Genomic DNA, 17,776 nt, shown 5'->3' with positions numbered 1-17,776 from the left:
TGTTTAGTTTCCGATTGAATAATCATACTTCAACTGTATGACGTACTCCTAAAGCTCTAGCTAAGAAAGAGTTAGCTCATATCAGTTAAATAATCAAACATGCACCTCCTCTTAATTGCTTACAGCAGATGGACTGCTCCTGTTCATCTGCTATTTCTCTGTGTGTTGAATTCATCTTAAAAATAATCTTCTTGTGATTAAGCAAAATTTCCTATTTTTGTAGATTCATTTTGATTAAATAGTTCATGGATTGAGACAATGACAGAAGAATCTAGTTTTTTAGCTAACCTACCAGATTTTCTTTATCCTCGCAGTCCTTATCATGGTCAATTTAAGCCTGAGTATTTGATTTTTGATGCTAACCTACAGGAGTTTTCCCAAAGGGTCAACTACATCTGTAACTTACAAACTAATGGTAAGCTTTCCCCACAAGAGGCTTACAAACAAATAAAAATACTCTGGAAACAGCTCAAACGTACTAAAAAGGAACTCAATATTAAATAGCTTGTGAGTGTGTGAGGCGATCGCCTACCTTAAGCTAACAGAACTTACGCAAAAACTCTCTCAAACTCTTATTCCTACCCTGCGGGAAGCCTATGAGCGCGTCTACGTGTCCTTTGTGTCCTACCCTAGCGGGAAGCCTATGAGCGCGTCTACGCGGTTCGTTTTTCCGTTACTAGTGCGTAAGTCCTAGCTAATCGTGCAGACATACTGGCAATTTTCAACAATGACTAATTGCTAATACATCTGCACACTCAATAGTGGATCAAGGTCGCCGAAAATATCTGGGTTTTAAAGGGGAAGTAGGAGCAGACACTACTAGGATATTTCTAACGTTACTAACGTAACGTCCTCCTGCTTGATCACCAGGAACCACTAAACGAGCAAATCCTTCATCAGTTAGATCTTGGATACTACCATCGCTGGCTTTCTTTGCGTAGGCAACCAGCACTTGTTTAGCTTCAAAATTTGGGTGAATTTCGCCAATAGCCACAGTTGCTCCATAACAGTCAGTGGCTTCAACAAGAACGTACTGTCGGAGGAAGGCGTTTTTTGTATTTGGGCCAGAATTACCAGGTTTTAGTGGTCCTGTAGCGTTCTCGTTATTAATTAATTCCCACAAGGGGACTCCGTAATATGTTTCTGTCCTCTGCCCCGATCCTGTTTGAAAAGATACAGTAACCTCGGTAACTAGAGATGGGTTTAAATTCTTTAAATCCTCTTGCAAATTTTTGAGCTTTTGCAAGTTAAAGATTGTTGGATTGCTGACTTCACCACCCAGGCGGAATATCTGTGAGGCACCACCACGACAGTCATTTTCTTCCCAAGGTGCTGGTTGATTTTCTGATTCCCAAGGAATATTGCTTCCTGGGTCAGCTAAAGTAGGTTGCCATAACCCAAGTATCGATAGGGTTAAGGACACAATAGCAATCCGATGAGTAAAATGCATACAACACACCTTAGTAGAATTACAGAAAAATCAGGAGCATGTTTTGCTAAGGATACTGCTAGCTAAGTTTTAGTTGAAAGCACAGAGAAGGTAGAGAAAGTAACTATCTAAGTTGCTAAAAACTTTGTTGGTATACCAACTTTGTTTATATCACAATCTGGTTCACTTAAGGTTAATAGCTGTACTTTTTTAGGCGATCGCAAGCTATTTTTTAGACGTTGATAGGCGTAAATTTATGTAAGGCAAGAATTTGAGCCAGGGAGCAGTGGCTCCTTTATGCTGGGGAAAGAGTCCACCGCACTGGCTCACCGCTTCGTGTCTACGCGTACTTTGCGTCTTTGCGGTTTAATTATTTCATCCCTAAATTCAGCAACGCCGAGAGAGCGATCGCACATCCAAGGGCAAAGCGGAAACTAACCGTACCGAACTGATTGCGGTTTAGCAGCAGAAATTTCCTCCGGTCGCAACAGCAACCTATTACCCTGCTCATCTGTGCACTCATAGAACATGCCCAAGCTGCGGCTATCAGCACTACCGCGAACTGTAACCCGTTTACCATATTGCGGCATTCGAGGTTCTATGATGTAAACCTTCTGCCCAATTCTAAAGGTGTTTATCATAGTGCAATTGTACTAATGTACTAATTATAGTAGTACAAAAAACAGAAGGAATCGCACACTTGTTGTATCTGTTCACATTCTTCTGGCAAGTAGTGTATTCTCCATTCCAGGCAATTACTGTACAAATAAAATCGTTAACTTTTTCCTTTAGATTAGTACCACTCTATAATTTAGGCATTGAGTTAGGCATTTCAAATGGCACGACCAGGTGGCAATCCAGATTTTGGGACAAAATATCGCTTTGATTACGGCAGGGATGAACCACTATCAGAGCAAGTGAAAGTATTAATGCATCCTCATATGAAGTGTCAATTAAAAAATCTGGCTGACCAGAAAAAATGTACGGTGCCAGATTTAATCAGAGAAGCCATTGACCTATATTTAGCTAGCCAGCAGACTTCTCAAGCAAGCTAGAACTTCAACCAATGAAGGATTAAACAAACAGCACAGCATCTCCCTCTTCTCAGAAACTGTAACATTAGGTTGTTACTCGTAATCAAAAATCTAGAAAAAATTTGATGCAATCGATGTTTCAAAAAACTCATGGCGTGATCGCTGCTGGACATGAAAAAACTGCCGAAGCAGGAGCAGAAATGTTTGAATTGGGTGGCAATGCTTTTGATGCCGCAATTGCTGCAATGTTAGCATCTTTTGTGGCAGAATCGATGCTGACATCAGCAGGTGGTGGTGGTTTTTTGTTAGCTCATTCCAAAGAAAATCAAAATATTTTATTTGATTTTTTTACTCAAACACCACTACAAAAAAAATCACTGCATGAGATTGATTTTTACCCAGTTGAAGTTGATTTTGGCGATGCTGTACAAAGCTTTCATATTGGGCTAGGAGCAATGGCTGTACCGGGAAATATCCTGGGAGTATTTGAGGTTCATAACAAACTTGGTAAATTGCCCTTTGATGTAGTAGCCTCACCAGCGATTCATTATGCTCAAAATGGTATAGAAATTAGTGAGTTTCAAGCATGTATTTTAAAAATGCTTAAACCGATTATTTTAGCATCTAATGAATCTAGAAGAATATATGCACCAAACGGTACACTCAAAACAACTGGTGAAATTTTAGTCATGAAAGATTTCGCAGCAACTTTGACTGAGTTAGCAGCTAGAGGAACAGAATATTTCTACTCAGGAGAAATAGCTGAAAAACTTGTTAAAGATTGTCAGAATCGCGGTGGTTATTTGACGCTAGAAGACCTAAAAAATTACCAAGTTATACAAAGGAAACCTCTGGAGTTTAATTACCGAGGACATACATTATTGACGAACCCACCTCCTAGTTCCGGTGGAACCCTCATTGCTTTTTCCTTAGCACTGTTATCATCGATTGATTTCACAAATATAGAGTTTGGTTCTCCTCATCATTTGCAAATTTTATCTCTTGTAATGCGTTTAACAAATGAAGCTAGAAAAAATGGATACGATGCCTACATTTATCATCCCGAACTTGCTCAAAACTTTTTATCTCATGAACATTTTCAACCTTACAAACAACAATTAAAAAGAATGGTTAATAAATTGGGTAGTACCACCCATATTAGTGTCATAGATAGTGAAGGCAATGCGGCTTCAGTGACAACATCACATGGTGAAGGTTGTGGCTACATCATTCCCGGAACAGGAATTATGGTTAATAATATGCTAGGCGAAGATGATTTAAATCCTCAGGGATTCCATACTTGGCTAGAAAACCAGAGAATTTCTTCAATGATGTCGCCTACGATTGTACTTAAAGATGGCAAGCCAGAAATCGTTTTAGGCTCTGGCGGGTCAAAGCGAATTCGTACGGCGATTTTCCAAGTTATTTCTAACTTAATTGATTGGCAAATGCCTGTCTGTGAAGCGGTAGAAAGTCCACGGTGTCACTGGGATAATAATATCTTTAATATTGAACCAGGTCTTCAGCAAAAAGATATGACAAACCTGCTACTTGACAACGATACAAAATTAATTTTATGGCAGCAAAAGAATATGTTTTTTGGTGGTGTGAATACAGTCTCAAAAACAACCACTGGAGTCATGGAGGCGGCGGGAGATTCTCGTCGAAGTGGTGTGGGAGTGATCATTTGCTAAAGGACTGGCAAGAATTTATGACAGTATGAGAGGATACTTAAAATTTCAAATTTCTTAGAATTCATGACATTAATATCCTTAGCTATTTAGAACAAAACTATAGTAAGTAAATTTTGTCAATACGTTTTTCAGTAGAAATAATTTTACTCATGTTTACTCGCTTCGTCCTCATTCTTTTGGTCACGCTCGGCGGAGCGGGGCTCACAATTCAGATGGCTTGGAATGCACGTTTGCGAACCTCAACTGGCTCTACGGTTCTCACCACAATGATCTCAGTGTTCGTAACTTTGGTTTCACTGACTCTATTATGGATCAGCCCAACGACGAAGCATGGCTCTATCCCTGCATTTAATTCTCTTCCAATATGGGCCTGGTTCGGTGGGGTTTTTGCAGCTTACTACCTTGTAGCGTCCCTGATCGCGATCCCAATTTTAGGTGCTACGGCAGTTTTTTCTTTGGTGATTGCCGGACAAATGCTTGCGGCACTCATCTTGGATTCTACTGGCGCATTTGGTGTTACCCAGATTTCTCTGAGTACTTTTCGCGTCTTGGGAACGGTATTATTGCTTATTGGAGTCATCCTCATTCAAAAACACTGACAAACCTCTAACCATGTGCTGGTGGTAAAAGTCAAAAGAGAATATTTTGAGAGAATTGATGAGGCGATTATTCTAAGGCATCACTGTTGTCATGACAGCAAGAATCGAAATAATTATAAATTCGCCAGAAGTAATACTTGAATTGCGACCATTACTTTTAATATATCCTGATTTCAAATAGGTAATAAATTAAAAAACTTCCTAGTAGGTATAAGATTAAAGGCTGATATAATTCTTGCTTCATAATTGCAGTATATGCATTTTTTATTACTTCTTAACTCTACTTTAAGAGCTAAGCTCAAGTTCAAATTAGGCTTTTTTTCACATAAATAAAAATGTGCGATCGCGCCTGGTGTGTCATGGATTGTGGTCTAAAGATTATCTGTATGATATTTTTCGTGAATGGTATTAATCACTTTATTTCAAGCAAAGTGATAATTGATTCTCTACTTTACCAAACCCACATCGTTTTGACGCACTATCTACTTTAATATGTCAGTAAGTAGGGTAATTCATCTTTAATCTGAGGTGCTTGCGAGCATGACTTAACAGAATCAACATTTACGCTCTAACAAATTTTTTGCAAAAGAATTCAGTAAATTTTTCAAGCAAAAAAATTTTAACCATAATATTTACCAACAAGTGGAGTCAAGAAATTGAAACCTAAGTTTGACTCGTTAGTAGTGCGTAGTATCAACAAAGCTGAAATTATTAGAACCATACAGCAATTAGTGCCACCTGGTTCAACCACTCCTGAAGATCCTAGAGTGCTTGCGACTTTGCAGACCCTCACAGCAAAGTTGATTCAAGCATATATGGCAGAAGGCAAATTGCAAGCAGATCCTTTCGCCGACGTACACGAACGTAGGATTCATCTATATCAAGCCGAAGTTAGCAAACAACTTCAAGGAAAAGTAGTGCTTGTAACTGGAGGTGAGGGTTGCGTCGGTAGCCATCTAATAAATAAACTTGTTGAGCTTGGTGTACGACGTGTAGTTTCTGTAGACAAAGCACGATGTTCTAACTCTTTAGAACTCAAACCAATTGGAGAACAGAAAGCATCAGTTACACTATATGCAGCTGATGTACGCAATTATGATGCTCTCACACATATATTTGGCATTGAGAAGCCAGATATTGTCTTCCACTTAGCAGCCCAACGCCTACCTTGGCTTGCTGAGATTCAAATTCGAGAAACAGTTACGACTAGTATCTTCGGTACGCAAAATATCATTCAACTTTGTGAAAATTACCGAGTGCAGCAATGTATTTTCTCCTCAACGGGTAAGGCGTCTAGGTATTCCACAACTGAAGTTTATGCAGCCTCGAAGAAATTTTGTGAGTGGCAATTTGCCCAAGCAGCGTCTGAAGGCAAAGTCATTTATGGAATGGTACGCTTTACTCATATACTGGAGAACAGCTCGTTTTGTAAGCAAATAGACGATAATATCCAGCAAAATCGAATTGTCAATGTTCATGCTCCTGCTCGTTATGTAACGGCTCAAAATGTTAGCGAAGCTGTACACTTATTACTGAATGCCATCGTATTATCTCAGCCTGGTAGCTTACGATTTATTACAGTACGTAATCTAGGCTGGCCTACAGAAACTTTAGAAGTAGCACTATATAAAATACTTCAATCTGGCAAACAGCTTCCAATTTATTTTCAAGGTTTGATACCAGGATATGAAGAGTATTTTTTTCTTGGTCATATTGATTGGAGTAAACCAACAGAAATTAATCTCCTAGCTAATGTATTGGAACCACAGTTCATCGACGATTATGGAGATATATTTATTGGAGAAATGGCACCCTTTTCTCCACAACTACTGTCTAAATATTTAGCTGTTTTACAAACCTTGGTAGATGTACCTTTCTTGCCAGAGATTCAAATAAAACAATCTTTGGGAAAAGCAGTAGAAGAGGTAGCTAGTTCCATTTTTTCTCAAGCATCTCCCCAAACACTCTTAAAAATTTTAAAATGGGGGGTTAACTCAAAATCTTTATTAGCAGAAGGAATTTCTATACATGTCTATCGAGACATTCTGGAACTATTAGTTCAAGGTTTGTATGGAAGACTAAACAAAGAGATTTTGATCAACGCCCAAATGACTCTGAATACATTTGATGAGTTAATTGAGATACTTGCAAACTTATCTTCTATTGCAGAAGAGATTGCGTATCTACAGGCAGTTTCTCGAAATTTAAGAGAGCTTAAGGGCTGATAAAGGGTGGTATTGAAAATTGTCGATATCATCAGGTGTCCTTAGTGAAATCCCCTAATTTTAATTATGGGGATTACCTGTTTCCTCTTAATCAGAGGTTATCGCTCATTGACCAACACTCTTTGATTTTTATGTCATGATCTCTACCTGCTTTTTTCTCTTTTGACAATGAATTAGCCCTACAACCCTTCAAAATAATTATCATTTTTGTTAACTGTAAATTTTTTCTCTGAAAGTCCCTTAACTACTTATTAGTGGGGATTCGTAGTTTTTGTATTAGGATTCCAGTCTGTTCGTCTGCCTACAACCATGCCAATTTTTTTGCCAACTTCTTTGCCTTTTGGCCCTAGAACTGTACTCCCAATCACTCCACCAATAACAGCTGTACCAGTTTCACCTAAGAAATCACAGGCTGTATTACCTAACCAACTTCCTTTTTGCTGTTGAGAAGACAATGGTTTTACATTAGAAACAGTTGCAGAATTTTTCTGAGTGATCTGATTGGCTTGCCGCACTGTATCCTCTCCAAGCTGCGCTCCAATAGTAAAACCAACTACACTGCCTACTTGAGTACCAACAATCGCGCCTGCTGGTCCCATTGCTATCCCAGCTACAACTGCTCCAACTGTTCCTCCTACTGTTTCTCCAACAGTAGCTCCAATCAAGCTGCCTCCAAGTTCTTGCATCGTGGTCTTGGATGCAGGAGAGGGAATATTTTCTATGACTTCGGATACTGTCTGAGCAACAGCTTGACCTGCTTGGGTGGTAGCATTCCCGATCGCTTCGCCAAAACTAGCAGTTGTTCCTGCCATCATTTTTCCAGTCAAGAAAGCAGCACTTCCAATCGCTTCACCCATATTGTTGGCTGTTGCAGACAAGTATGGTAAACCAGAAGGTGTAACGCTATCAAGAACATCTCCAACATTAGCAGCAGTTTGCAGAACCGTTTTTCCAGCCTGGTATGCCATGTCATTAATTACTTCTGCCATGCCTGCTGTAGTTTCAGTCACAACTTTTCCCGTTTGGAATGCTGCATCGCTGATTGCTTGTCCGATTCCATTCGCAACTGTAGCAAAAAATCCTAAACAAGGAGCTTTATGAGTCGAAATTCTAGCTAACTGAATACTAGAAGATTGGGGACAAACTTCAATTACCTCTGCTTTGACTTCAATGTCTGAGAATTGAGCTTTGATGATTGCTTCACTTGACATGGAAATAACCTCAAAAAATTAGGATGGAAGATTTAACCCTATCTAAGGGTGAAAGTAGAATGCTGTGCCAACAACAGCATAGGTAATGAGAAGCAAAGCTCCTTCTAACCAATTAGATTTTCCATCAGTGCTGATGGAGTTAGTAATCAAAACTGCGATCGCCACTGCCAGTACTTCAAAGGGGTTGAAGTCTAAATTCATTGATTGCCCCATTAACTGACCCACCAAGACCAACACAGGAGCAACAAACATGGCTATTTGCAAGCTCGATCCCATTGCCACTGCCACTGCCAAATCCATTTTATTTTTCATTGCAAAGGTGGCAGCAGTGATATACTCTACTGCTCCTCCAAAAATAGGAATGAGAATGACGCCTGTAAAAAGATCAGTTAGACCTAATGTAGAAATTGCTTCTTGTAGGCTTGCTACTAGAGTATCAGATACAAAGACCAGAACAATCGTGCAAATGAGCAGAATTCCTACTGACTTCCATAACCCAGTCTTATGTTTGTCAGATTCAACTGCATCTGGGTCAGTCTGTTCTAAATCTCTAAGTTGATAAATAGATTTGTGGGTTTTCATGGAAAAGACCAAGGTCAATCCATAGAAAAATAACAACAAGAAAGCAGCAACAATCGAAAAATGATTAATTGTTGCAGGTTGCAAGCCTGTGGAAGTGAAATTAATAGCAGTTGGTGAAAGCAGTACTACTAATGCTAAATTCAACGAAGAAGCGTTGATACGAGCAACAGTTGGTTGAAAGCTTTGCTCTTTAAACCGCAATCCTCCTAACAGAATTGCTGCTCCTAGTGCCAAAAGAAGATTGGCAACGATTGTACCTGTAATACTAGCTTTGACTACATCTACTAGTCCGGCTCGAAGTGCAACAATCGCGATGATTAACTCTGTAGCGTTGCCAAAAGTAGAGTTAAGCAAACCCCCCAAGGATGGGCCGATAACTTCAGCGATCGCTTCTGTAGAGTCAGCAATAAATGCTGCTAAGGGAATGATTGCCAAGCCACAGGCAATAAAAACAACTATCGAGGGAAAATTTAGCCATTCTGCGATGAATGCAAATGGCACAAAAACCAACATGCGTAGCAGAATTACCTGTTTTTGAGTCATTTTTAAGACTCCTAAGTAAAAAAAGTTCTCTGTTGTTAATTACTCCTATCCCAATACGATTTGGCTCAAGGATAAAAACTATTATCCAACTGTTAGAGTGTATTTGTGTATACTCAGAATAGTCTTAAATACCTGCTTAAATGCTGCGACAAACTATTAATTACGGTTGCCGTAGTAAAGCCTATTTGACAATATTTTAAATGACTGAGATAATAGCTTGCCTAAAGAAAAATTATCACATTTAAAATCTTTTCATTGAAAAATTAATTATATTTAACATACACAAATATGGTATTAGGGAATAGAAAACGGGTAGCCCTATACTAGGTGTAACCTTCAAAAAATAGTTTTCTTAGTGTCTTAGTGGTGAAAAATTTCTATGTATTAACCACTAAGACACAAAGTTACCAAGTCTTATATCTTGCACCAAGGTCGAAACTCAAGTTTTGAATCCAAAGCACGCCATGAGTTAAAACGGTTTCTAATACCAATTCAAATAATGTTTGCGACGGATAACCCCACCCGCCTAACAGCACCCTCCCCTTGGAAAGGGGAGGGTTGGGGTGGGGTCTTATATAATCCATGTGTTGTATTCTTTTTTCAAATTGGTATAACCTTTGTCTGAGTCATCTTTTCAAATGTTTGTGGAAATTATACCTTTTGGATAGTAGGTATTACCCAAATAGAAAGAGTAAGTATAATTTTTTTTTATATACGCTATGAAAGTAGAGAGCTATTTGAGAAGTAAGTTTTATGGATAATCTTTTATTAGTTTCTATTCTTGGTTTTGTGATTTTATTTGGAATGACATTATTGATAGTGGAGGAATTTACTATCGAAAGAAGGGCTATTTTAGCTGAATATCGCAGGAGAAGGAAATAATTCGAGGATATACGTAAAATTTTTTGAAAGGGTGATTGATGATCTGTAAAGATACAGAAGAAATATAAAAGAAAAACAACTTAACTTTACTGAGCAATTCTCACATACTTTTACAACAAAAGCTTTTTACTTGTTTGAGTTGTAGCTTATGATGTTGATTAATATGAGATTTAAAACCCTTTCATTTAGATTCTCTCGATGTAATGAGCTATCAGGTCATTCACTCTACTTTTGGACGTTATCGTATTCGTATACCTCAACTTGCTCATGATTCAGACTTTGCTAGCAAACTCAAGGCGCTAGTTGAATCGTTGTCATTTGTGAGTGAGGTTCGTATTAATGCACAAGCAAGTTCACTAATTGTCAGCTATCAAGATGATGTTTGCAGCACAACGGCTCTAGAAAAGTTTGTTGTCTGTATCCAGACTGCTCTAGACTGTGTTGAAATTACTTTTACAGAATCTCTACCTGAAGGAGAAGACCTTAAACCGGAAGTTAATCAATGGAAGGATTTAGGATTTCCTTTCCTCAGTCTAAGTTTGGCTTTGCTAGCAGCTCCTTTGGAGTTACCACCATTGCTTTTGGTTTTAGCAATTGCTGGCGCAGCTACACCTTGGTTGAACCGTGCTGCTGATAGTCTGATCAATCAACGTCAGCCGAATATTGATCTACTCGATTCAGCATGGATGACTATGCAGACTGTCCAAGGTCAATTTATTGCACCTGCACTCAAGACAGTTTTAGTAGAAGTGAGAAGAACCCTCAGGGGGAATACAACCGAAACTAGAGAAGAACTATCTTTGAATGTGTTGAATGAATTAGATCAATATGTTTGGGTAGAGTTAGATGGAGAGGAACGACGTGTCCATATCAGCAATTTACACCAAGGCGATCGCATCATCATTAAATCAGGCGAAATGATTTTGGTAGATGGGATCGTTGTTTATGGTTATGGTTTAATCGATACCCAGAATTTGACAGGTAGCTCTACACCTGTTGTATGTTCCCAAGGACACGATGTCTATGCCTCTACAATATTGCTTGAAGGTGAGTTATGTGTTTTGGTGAAAAGAATTGGACTTAACACCCGTGCTGGCTTAGCTGCTTTTCTCGCGGAATTAGCGCCTGTTCATGATACAAAAATTGGTGCTTTGCAAGCAGAATTTGTAAGAAACGCAATTTTCCCGACTCTAGCTTTAGGTGGCACTATCTATCTCATGACAGGTAATATTGGTGCTGCTATCTCACCCTACCAATTTGATTTTGGCAGTGGTATTCCCATTTCGCTTTCAACAACAGTTCTGCAAGCACTGATCTATGCTGTGCGACATGGAATCTACATTCGCAGTGGTGGCATTTTGGAAGCATTAGCGCAAATTAATGCGATTGTCTTTGATCTTGACATACTAGCTCTAGATTCTCCTGAGACTATAGAAGCTATTGCTATTCTCCAGAGTCAAAACATAGATATTTACTTGGTTTGTAATGCTCCTGAATCAATGGCTTTTGATATTGCAACTGGGTTAGGAATTCATTCCCACCAGGTTTGTGCAGAAGTTCCTCTAACCCAAAAAATCAATCTGATTCGTGGGTTGCAGCACCAAGGTAAGATAGTGGCTTTCGTGGGAGATGAGGATGATGATGCAGTACGGCTTGCTCATGCTAATGTCTCTATTTCGTTTGCTAAGACGAGTGAGATTCCCCATCGGACAACTGATGTTGTCATTTTAGAAGATGACTTACGCGGAGTCACACATGCCATTGCGATCGCCAAGCGAGCAATGGAAACAATCTACGAAAACACTGCAACCATTGTCATTCCCAACCTCTTTATGCAAATAGGCGGTGGAATGGTGTTGGGTGTAAATCCTGTGTACAACGTAATTGTAAATAATGGTACAGCCTTTATAGCTGAATTCTTGAATGGTTCACGTCCACTTTTTGAGACAAACTTCTTACCTCCTCTAAGAAGCAGTTCTCAAAGAATCAGTCAGGGAAGTGTTGCATCAAATGGTAAAGCACTCAAACAAGGTGAATTGGCAAAGCGCTTGGGAGTATCATCTCAGTCTCTTACCAGCAAAAGATTAAAGCCTGAGTTTCCTATATGGACTCAGGCTAAAGATCCAGAAGGAATAGCATGGGATTTTGATCCAGTAGCAAAGCGCTACCGACATTCACTCGCTTGAAGTTTTGTAGGATTCTCTTGAGAATATGCATTTGCACATCTTGCATCTGCTGTTTGTTGAGTCACAAACAGATGAGCTGATAAGTCAGTGAGAATGACTAGCATAAGAAAAGCAAATGGGCCAATCGCAAGGGTAATCGCTAACTTGCGTAAGTCAAAGAACTCTGGATATTTGAGCATGGTAAAAAATCTCCGGTAGAGGGAAGGCTTTTCTCTCCTGATTAAAAATTAGGAGAAGTAATATCATGTCCGTTTGAAGACTTATCATATCTGTGAAGGCCGGTAATTGGTAATGGGTAATAGGTAATGGGAAAAACCAACTACCAATTACTAACTACTAATTACCAACAAGACCAACCATATCGTAAGTAATTAGCCGGACCTGATGTAATATCAAGTTTCCATGATTACTTATAATTCCCGCTTAACCTCACCCCTATCCCTCTCCTTGATGACAGGGACGCCGAAGGCGGGGTGGGGTTTTAATTATTAAGTCGCTTTCTCTGCAACACCGTTTTTAGTGGTATGCAGCAAGTTGTATAAGATTGCAATTATACACAAGGCTGCGACTTAGACATGACGGACTAGCTTCACCCTTAAGTATGCAGAGATAAGCAAGTATATACAGCAGAATTCATCTGAATGAGGTACAGAAGAAACCCACCCGCGCTAAGCGCACCCTCCCCATTTGCAGGGAGGATTAGAGAGGGGTGTTACTCCATCTAGATGCAAAGTGCTGTAAGTGGTGAAAATTAAGGTGACTGGTGAAGCCGACAGGTTGGATAGATTCGGAAATTGCACTCTTGGCAATTCTTAGCAAAATTTATTTCAGGATTACTAGTACTCTGGCAAGGCAACGCAAACTAGTTAGGTTGCCAGACCACCAGTAGACTGGTAAATAAAGACTGACAACCACCAAGAGGTTATCAGTCTCTAGCAAGACGTTAGCTGTTCACCTCCATGCCTTACAGAGATTAACCGATAGTTACCTCACGGGGAGTACTACTGTCGCTAGTTCCGTTTTTGGAAGATGAACGCTCTGCTTTTGCTTCAGCAACTAAATCCTTGAAGGATTCGCTAGCTTCAGCGAAAGTAGATTGAGCCTTATCAATGGCTTCAAAAGTCCAAATCAATCCTGTTTTTGCTGCACCCCTTGCAGACTCAGAAACATTGTGACCAGTTGCAGAATCAAGAGCACTAACAACAGGTACTAAAACCAATGCTCCAACTCCAATGACAGCAGCAGTCATTGGTTCAAGACCTAGCAAAAGAGCCTCAAATTCCATATTTACTTTACCTCCAAAATCATAGAAAAACCCGCTTGCTTCAAGTTGCAGCTATTTAGACAACTCGAATCTAAGTTGTGAAGGTATGTCACCTCAAATAATTAATGAAAAATGCAGAAACGAATCTTCAATAGCTACATCAAGCAATTACAAGAAGGCTAGTTAGTGAGAGTAAAAACTGTAGAAAAACAGGTAGCGAAACTTTCTAAATGTTTCCACCTATGTGATTTCATATTACATCGTATCAGGAAAAGAAGGTACTAGAAACAACATTAAGTTTTTGTTATAAAAGTAGACATGATGAAATATTTGTTTTACTTTTAGCAAATAATTGTATTTTTTATAGCTTTGGAATCTCAGTTTCCGATCAAACTTACTCATAATTAATTACAGATAAGTATGCAGATAAATCAGGAAAAATATTGATTGAAGTTGTTAGTAGTCAATTGCTAGTTACTATTAGCCATTAGCTATTAGTAATTCTAAGAGACACTTGATGGAAATTATCTGCTGAAATTTCGTGTTTTCAGTGTAGAGGCTTAATATTTTGTGCTTTTACAAACTTAATGAGCAATCAGTAGCTTTATTTGTAGAGATTATATTTTGCGGCTGGTTGTGGAACTTGTGACTCATTACAAGCAAATAGCCGTAGTAAATATTCTTTACAGTAGAGTCAAGCAAGCAATAGGGTAATATCTATTTCCCTTAATTAATTTAAGATCGAGCAGCTTAAATTCTTTACACTGATTACTGTTGTGTATATACTACTAAAATATAAAATATCTACAAAAATTGTTTTGAAGTTGATAAGTGCTTGAGCGTTCTTGGTTTGTCAGTACTATTCAACTAGGTTTTTGTATGAGCCATCAATCATAGATAAATGATCTAGCGGCGTAAAGGACTCTTACAAACTGTTGACGCACAAAATACTTTGCTGTCTTCTAGTTAATTTGAATTAGTTGCTAAACAAAGCTGATTTCATTAAGCAAAGAGAAATTTTGGATTTCGAGCTTGTTCTAGCTTGTTCAGGTTGGGTTAAAGCCCCCAATTGCTCCTAACCTTTAACCTCTAAAAAACTATGAAAAGTTTATCAAGAAATAAAGCTAATACTAGTAAAGTTAAAGCCCTTCAGTTTCTGTTTGTGGGGCAAAGCAGACTAGCAATTCTACTCAGCTTACTCAAGAACTTAGATTCACGCAGTCGTTTAGGAGTATCAATAATGATGGGGATGGCAGCCTTTATAGTTATGCCAGACTTTATGCACCTAGATATTCAAATCCTTGCTGCTTGGATCTGTGGCATTCTTTGTTTTTTAATGCTGTTTGTGTTAATGGCAAATAGCGCTACTCCTCAAAAAACTTACTATCTTGCTCAAGGCAAAGAAGCACAACATTCAGTAACTTTTATCTTGGTTATAATTACTGCTTGCACTAGTATCTTTGCCATTGGGCTGATGGAGACAAACAATCAAAACATACCAACTTCTGCTTTTGTCCTGGAAGTCAGTTTGTCTTTGATAGCAGTGCTTTGTTCTTGGTTTTTAACGCATACTGTGTTTGCACTCCACTACGCTACTTGCTACTACCACCGAGAACTAATGCTTCAGGGAGAAGAATACGCAAAGGGGTTAGACTTTCCTGGTGAAGAAGAGCCTGATTTTTGGGATTTTATGTATTTTTCTTTCACTATCGGCATGACTGCCCAAACCTCTGACGTATCAATTACATCTTTGCCAATGCGACTATTGGCTTTAGGACACGCAGTAGTCTCGTTTCTTTTCTATATGGTGATATTGGCTTCTAGCGTTAACGTTGTCTCTGGATTGATTTAGACTGATATTTTTGATCGCAAAAATAATACTTGCTACCTTGTATCAGTTATTTATAACATCTGGTCAAAAGTAGGTTATGAATATCGTTTCTTTACTCATGACTTGTAAAAACCTAAGCCCAAAACACCGCACAATTATGTCTTTGTGGTTAGCTGCTTTGGTTTTTTTGCTCATGCCGTATTTCACTATAGAAGTACGCATTCTTTCAGCTTGGAGTGCTGGAGTTCTCTGCTTTGTAGCCTTAGCTTGGTTTATGATGTTTGATGCGACTCCTGGTAAAACTCGCGATCGTGCCCAACGCCAGGAAGCCGATCATCTTGCAGTTTTTCTACTAGTTGTATGTGTTGCCTTTAGTAGTCTGTTTGCGATCGCACTCGTGTTAGCGAAACATAAGGATTCCTTTACCCTCTCTGTTGGATTGTCTAGTATGGCAATTTTTAGTTCCTGGGTTCTAATACAGACAATGTTCGCATTGAATTACGCGGCATTCTATTACCGCAGCAATGACTTAAGTCCTCAAGGGGAAGCAATGGGAGGCTTAGAATTTTCTAATGTAGAACTTCCGTGCTATTTAGACTTTCTCTATTTTACGTTCACTCTTGGCATGACGTCTCAAACATCCGACACACAAATTACCTCGTCTGCTATGCGACGGTTAGCACTAGGGCATACAATTATGTCATTTTTTTTCTACAGCGTAGTAATCGCCTTAACAGTAAGCATAGTTTCCGGGTTGTTTTGAACTCAATGCTCTTCTGTAAGGAGGCTTGCATCCAGAAGAGAGAATGAAAATATTTCTTTCCCTATTCCCTTTTTTCAAGACAGTAATTTTGTTCCCTAACCTGTATAGGAGAATTTATTATGCATCTTATATCAGCTTTTTTGCTAGGTATTTCTGCAAATATAGATAACTTAGCAGTAGGAATTGCCTATGGTTTCAAAAACATCAAAATAGGTTTATCTACAAATCTATTTATTGCCTTTATTTCTGCTTTAGGTACTTATCTTGCCACATCGGTTGGGGAAGATATCAGTAAAAGTTTAAATATAAGTGTTGCCAACATTATAGGTAGTACTGTTCTCGTAGGTATTGGAGTTTGGGTAATTAGGGAAACATTAAAAAGAGAGCGAAAAAAGATGAAAATGCTCTTGAGAATGCAACAGACGCAAATACCTATTACAACGAGATTTTCTTCACCTTCTTCCAGGGCTGTGATGGAACAATCTCCAACAATTATGACAGAGGAATTTTCTCAAGAAATTATTCGTGAGTTTTCCTATGCAACATATATAGAAAACCCTGCAAAAGCCGATATAGATAAATCGGGTTACATTGATGTTCGAGAGTCAATAGCCCTAGCATTTGGTTTAACATTCAATAATCTAGGTAGTGGTATTGGTGCTGGGATTTCCGATGTTAATTTGATGGTTATGACACTTCTTACCTTTATATTTAGCGTTTTAGCAATTATGGGAGGATATGTTTTAGGCGATCGCTTTACTACAAGACTACCTGGGTTGTGGGCTGGAACTCTTTCTGGATTCCTGATGATTGCTACAGGAATATACGAATACTTTGTTGTTTGAAAGAGGTTAGTAATACCAAATAGGCACGCGGGAGTCTTGTTTCAAGATTCTGGAATAGCTTATTAATCAATGGTTTTAATCCAAAATCTAAAATCCAAAATTGGTATAAGTGGTTAACGATTAATAATACTTTAAATTATAAAAGTAATACTAATTAACCACTAACCACTAAATCATATTATCTTTGTTTTGATTAGTGATATAACGGGAGCAAATCAATGACATTATTGAAACTTGTAAAATAGTCTCGTAGTGCCTTAGCAGAATCACCTGTGAACTCTATCCATTCGTAATGGTAGAGATTGGATGTGATCCTGTCTTCCTGGAGTAGGGAAGCACTTGGAATGGCAATCAACAAAGAGACACTTTCTTCTTCAGAGCGGGTTTGACCTTCTAACCGAATAGCGGCAATATAGTTTGTGTTAACCACAATATTATCAATTTTTATGAATGCCATGATTTTTTTAGTCCGAAACAGCTTGATCTAAAAACCATGCAACAATGAAAGTCTGTGTTTATGAAATTAAATACCATTAATTATTGATGTATCTTTACAAAGATTGTAATCTATACAAATTACCAACTTAAAAAAATATAGTTCAGTTATTTCTAACTCACTGCTAACAGATACTAATGAGACTTCAGGGGAATTATGACAGAAACGAGTCTAAAATGTGTGTAGCAATCT

At 38.6% G+C, this 17,776-nt stretch carries 16 protein-coding genes; 9 read left to right on the top strand and 7 right to left on the bottom strand.

Annotated elements, in window-relative coordinates:
- Positions 1–258 precede the first annotated feature (258 nt).
- Complete coding sequence (locus RS893_RS22420) at positions 259–504, top strand: DUF7219 family protein (protein ID WP_315787902.1); 246 nt, start codon at positions 259–261, stop codon at positions 502–504.
- A gap of 262 nt (positions 505–766) precedes the next feature.
- Here the strand turns inward: RS893_RS22420 and RS893_RS22415 are convergent, their stop codons facing one another.
- Together RS893_RS22415 and RS893_RS22410 are read right to left on the bottom strand one after the other, a co-directional pair.
- Positions 767–1,450: a hypothetical protein gene (locus RS893_RS22415; RefSeq protein WP_315787901.1), complete on the bottom strand. Its 684-nt coding sequence runs from the start codon at positions 1,448–1,450 to the stop codon at positions 767–769.
- Between the two features lie 413 nt (positions 1,451–1,863).
- On the bottom strand, positions 1,864–2,070 hold the full coding sequence (locus RS893_RS22410) for a hypothetical protein (protein ID WP_315787900.1): 207 nt from the start codon (positions 2,068–2,070) through the stop codon (positions 1,864–1,866).
- A 195-nt stretch (positions 2,071–2,265) separates the two neighbouring features.
- Between RS893_RS22410 and RS893_RS22405 the strand changes: the two genes are divergently transcribed.
- The 4 genes from RS893_RS22405 to RS893_RS22390 all read left to right on the top strand — a co-directional run bounded on the left by RS893_RS22405 (position 2,266) and on the right by RS893_RS22390 (position 6,981).
- Positions 2,266–2,484 (top strand): CopG family transcriptional regulator, encoded by a 219-nt coding sequence (locus tag RS893_RS22405; RefSeq protein WP_315787899.1) that lies wholly within the window; start codon positions 2,266–2,268, stop codon positions 2,482–2,484.
- Positions 2,485–2,588: 104 nt separating this feature from the next.
- Complete coding sequence (gene ggt / locus RS893_RS22400) at positions 2,589–4,157, top strand: gamma-glutamyltransferase (RefSeq protein WP_315787898.1); 1,569 nt, start codon at positions 2,589–2,591, stop codon at positions 4,155–4,157.
- Positions 4,158–4,306: 149 nt separating this feature from the next.
- Entirely contained in the window at positions 4,307–4,756 is a 450-nt protein-coding gene (locus RS893_RS22395) for a DMT family transporter (RefSeq protein ID WP_315787897.1), read from the top strand.
- Positions 4,757–5,412: 656 nt separating this feature from the next.
- A complete protein-coding gene (locus tag RS893_RS22390; RefSeq protein WP_315787896.1) occupies positions 5,413–6,981 on the top strand; it encodes a polysaccharide biosynthesis protein in 1,569 nt (522 codons plus the stop codon).
- A gap of 251 nt (positions 6,982–7,232) precedes the next feature.
- Here RS893_RS22390 and RS893_RS22385 read toward each other — a convergent pair whose 3' ends face one another.
- Positions 7,233–8,192 (bottom strand): hypothetical protein, encoded by a 960-nt coding sequence (locus tag RS893_RS22385; protein ID WP_315787895.1) that lies wholly within the window; start codon positions 8,190–8,192, stop codon positions 7,233–7,235.
- Between the two features lie 42 nt (positions 8,193–8,234).
- A complete protein-coding gene (gene cax, locus RS893_RS22380; protein WP_315787894.1) occupies positions 8,235–9,317 on the bottom strand; it encodes a calcium/proton exchanger in 1,083 nt (360 codons plus the stop codon).
- A gap of 1,085 nt (positions 9,318–10,402) precedes the next feature.
- Here cax and RS893_RS22375 point away from each other — a divergent pair.
- Entirely contained in the window at positions 10,403–12,385 is a 1,983-nt protein-coding gene (locus RS893_RS22375) for an HMA2 domain-containing protein (protein ID WP_315787893.1), read from the top strand.
- On the opposite strand, the gene RS893_RS22370 is transcribed toward RS893_RS22375, so the two are convergent.
- A complete protein-coding gene (locus tag RS893_RS22370; RefSeq protein ID WP_315787892.1) occupies positions 12,364–12,564 on the bottom strand; it encodes a hypothetical protein in 201 nt (66 codons plus the stop codon). The genes RS893_RS22375 and RS893_RS22370 overlap by 22 nt on opposite strands.
- A gap of 794 nt (positions 12,565–13,358) precedes the next feature.
- Positions 13,359–13,670 (bottom strand): DUF5132 domain-containing protein, encoded by a 312-nt coding sequence (locus RS893_RS22365; protein WP_315787891.1) that lies wholly within the window; start codon positions 13,668–13,670, stop codon positions 13,359–13,361.
- A gap of 1,078 nt (positions 13,671–14,748) precedes the next feature.
- Here RS893_RS22365 and RS893_RS22360 point away from each other — a divergent pair.
- The 3 genes from RS893_RS22360 (at position 14,749) to RS893_RS22350 (ending at position 17,088) form a co-directional block, all read left to right on the top strand.
- Positions 14,749–15,501 carry a DUF1345 domain-containing protein gene (locus RS893_RS22360; RefSeq protein WP_315787890.1) on the top strand — a complete coding sequence of 251 codons (753 nt, stop codon included), beginning with the start codon at positions 14,749–14,751 and terminating at the stop codon, positions 15,499–15,501.
- Positions 15,502–15,577: 76 nt separating this feature from the next.
- Entirely contained in the window at positions 15,578–16,243 is a 666-nt protein-coding gene (locus tag RS893_RS22355; protein ID WP_315787889.1) for a DUF1345 domain-containing protein, read from the top strand.
- A gap of 119 nt (positions 16,244–16,362) precedes the next feature.
- Positions 16,363–17,088, top strand: a complete 726-nt coding sequence (locus RS893_RS22350; protein ID WP_315787888.1) for a manganese efflux pump — start codon at positions 16,363–16,365, stop codon at positions 17,086–17,088.
- Between the two features lie 193 nt (positions 17,089–17,281).
- Here the strand turns inward: RS893_RS22350 and RS893_RS22345 are convergent, their stop codons facing one another.
- The gene (locus RS893_RS22345; protein WP_315787887.1) at positions 17,282–17,545 is read right to left on the bottom strand and encodes a hypothetical protein; all 264 of its coding nucleotides are present in this window, start codon (positions 17,543–17,545) and stop codon (positions 17,282–17,284) included.
- Positions 17,546–17,776 lie beyond the last annotated feature (231 nt).

Source organism: Fischerella sp. JS2, from assembly GCF_032393985.1.
Lineage (GTDB): Bacteria > Cyanobacteriota > Cyanobacteriia > Cyanobacteriales > Nostocaceae > Fischerella.
Note: the sequence above shows the minus strand (reverse complement) of the source record. Positions and strands in the feature narration are given on the sequence as shown.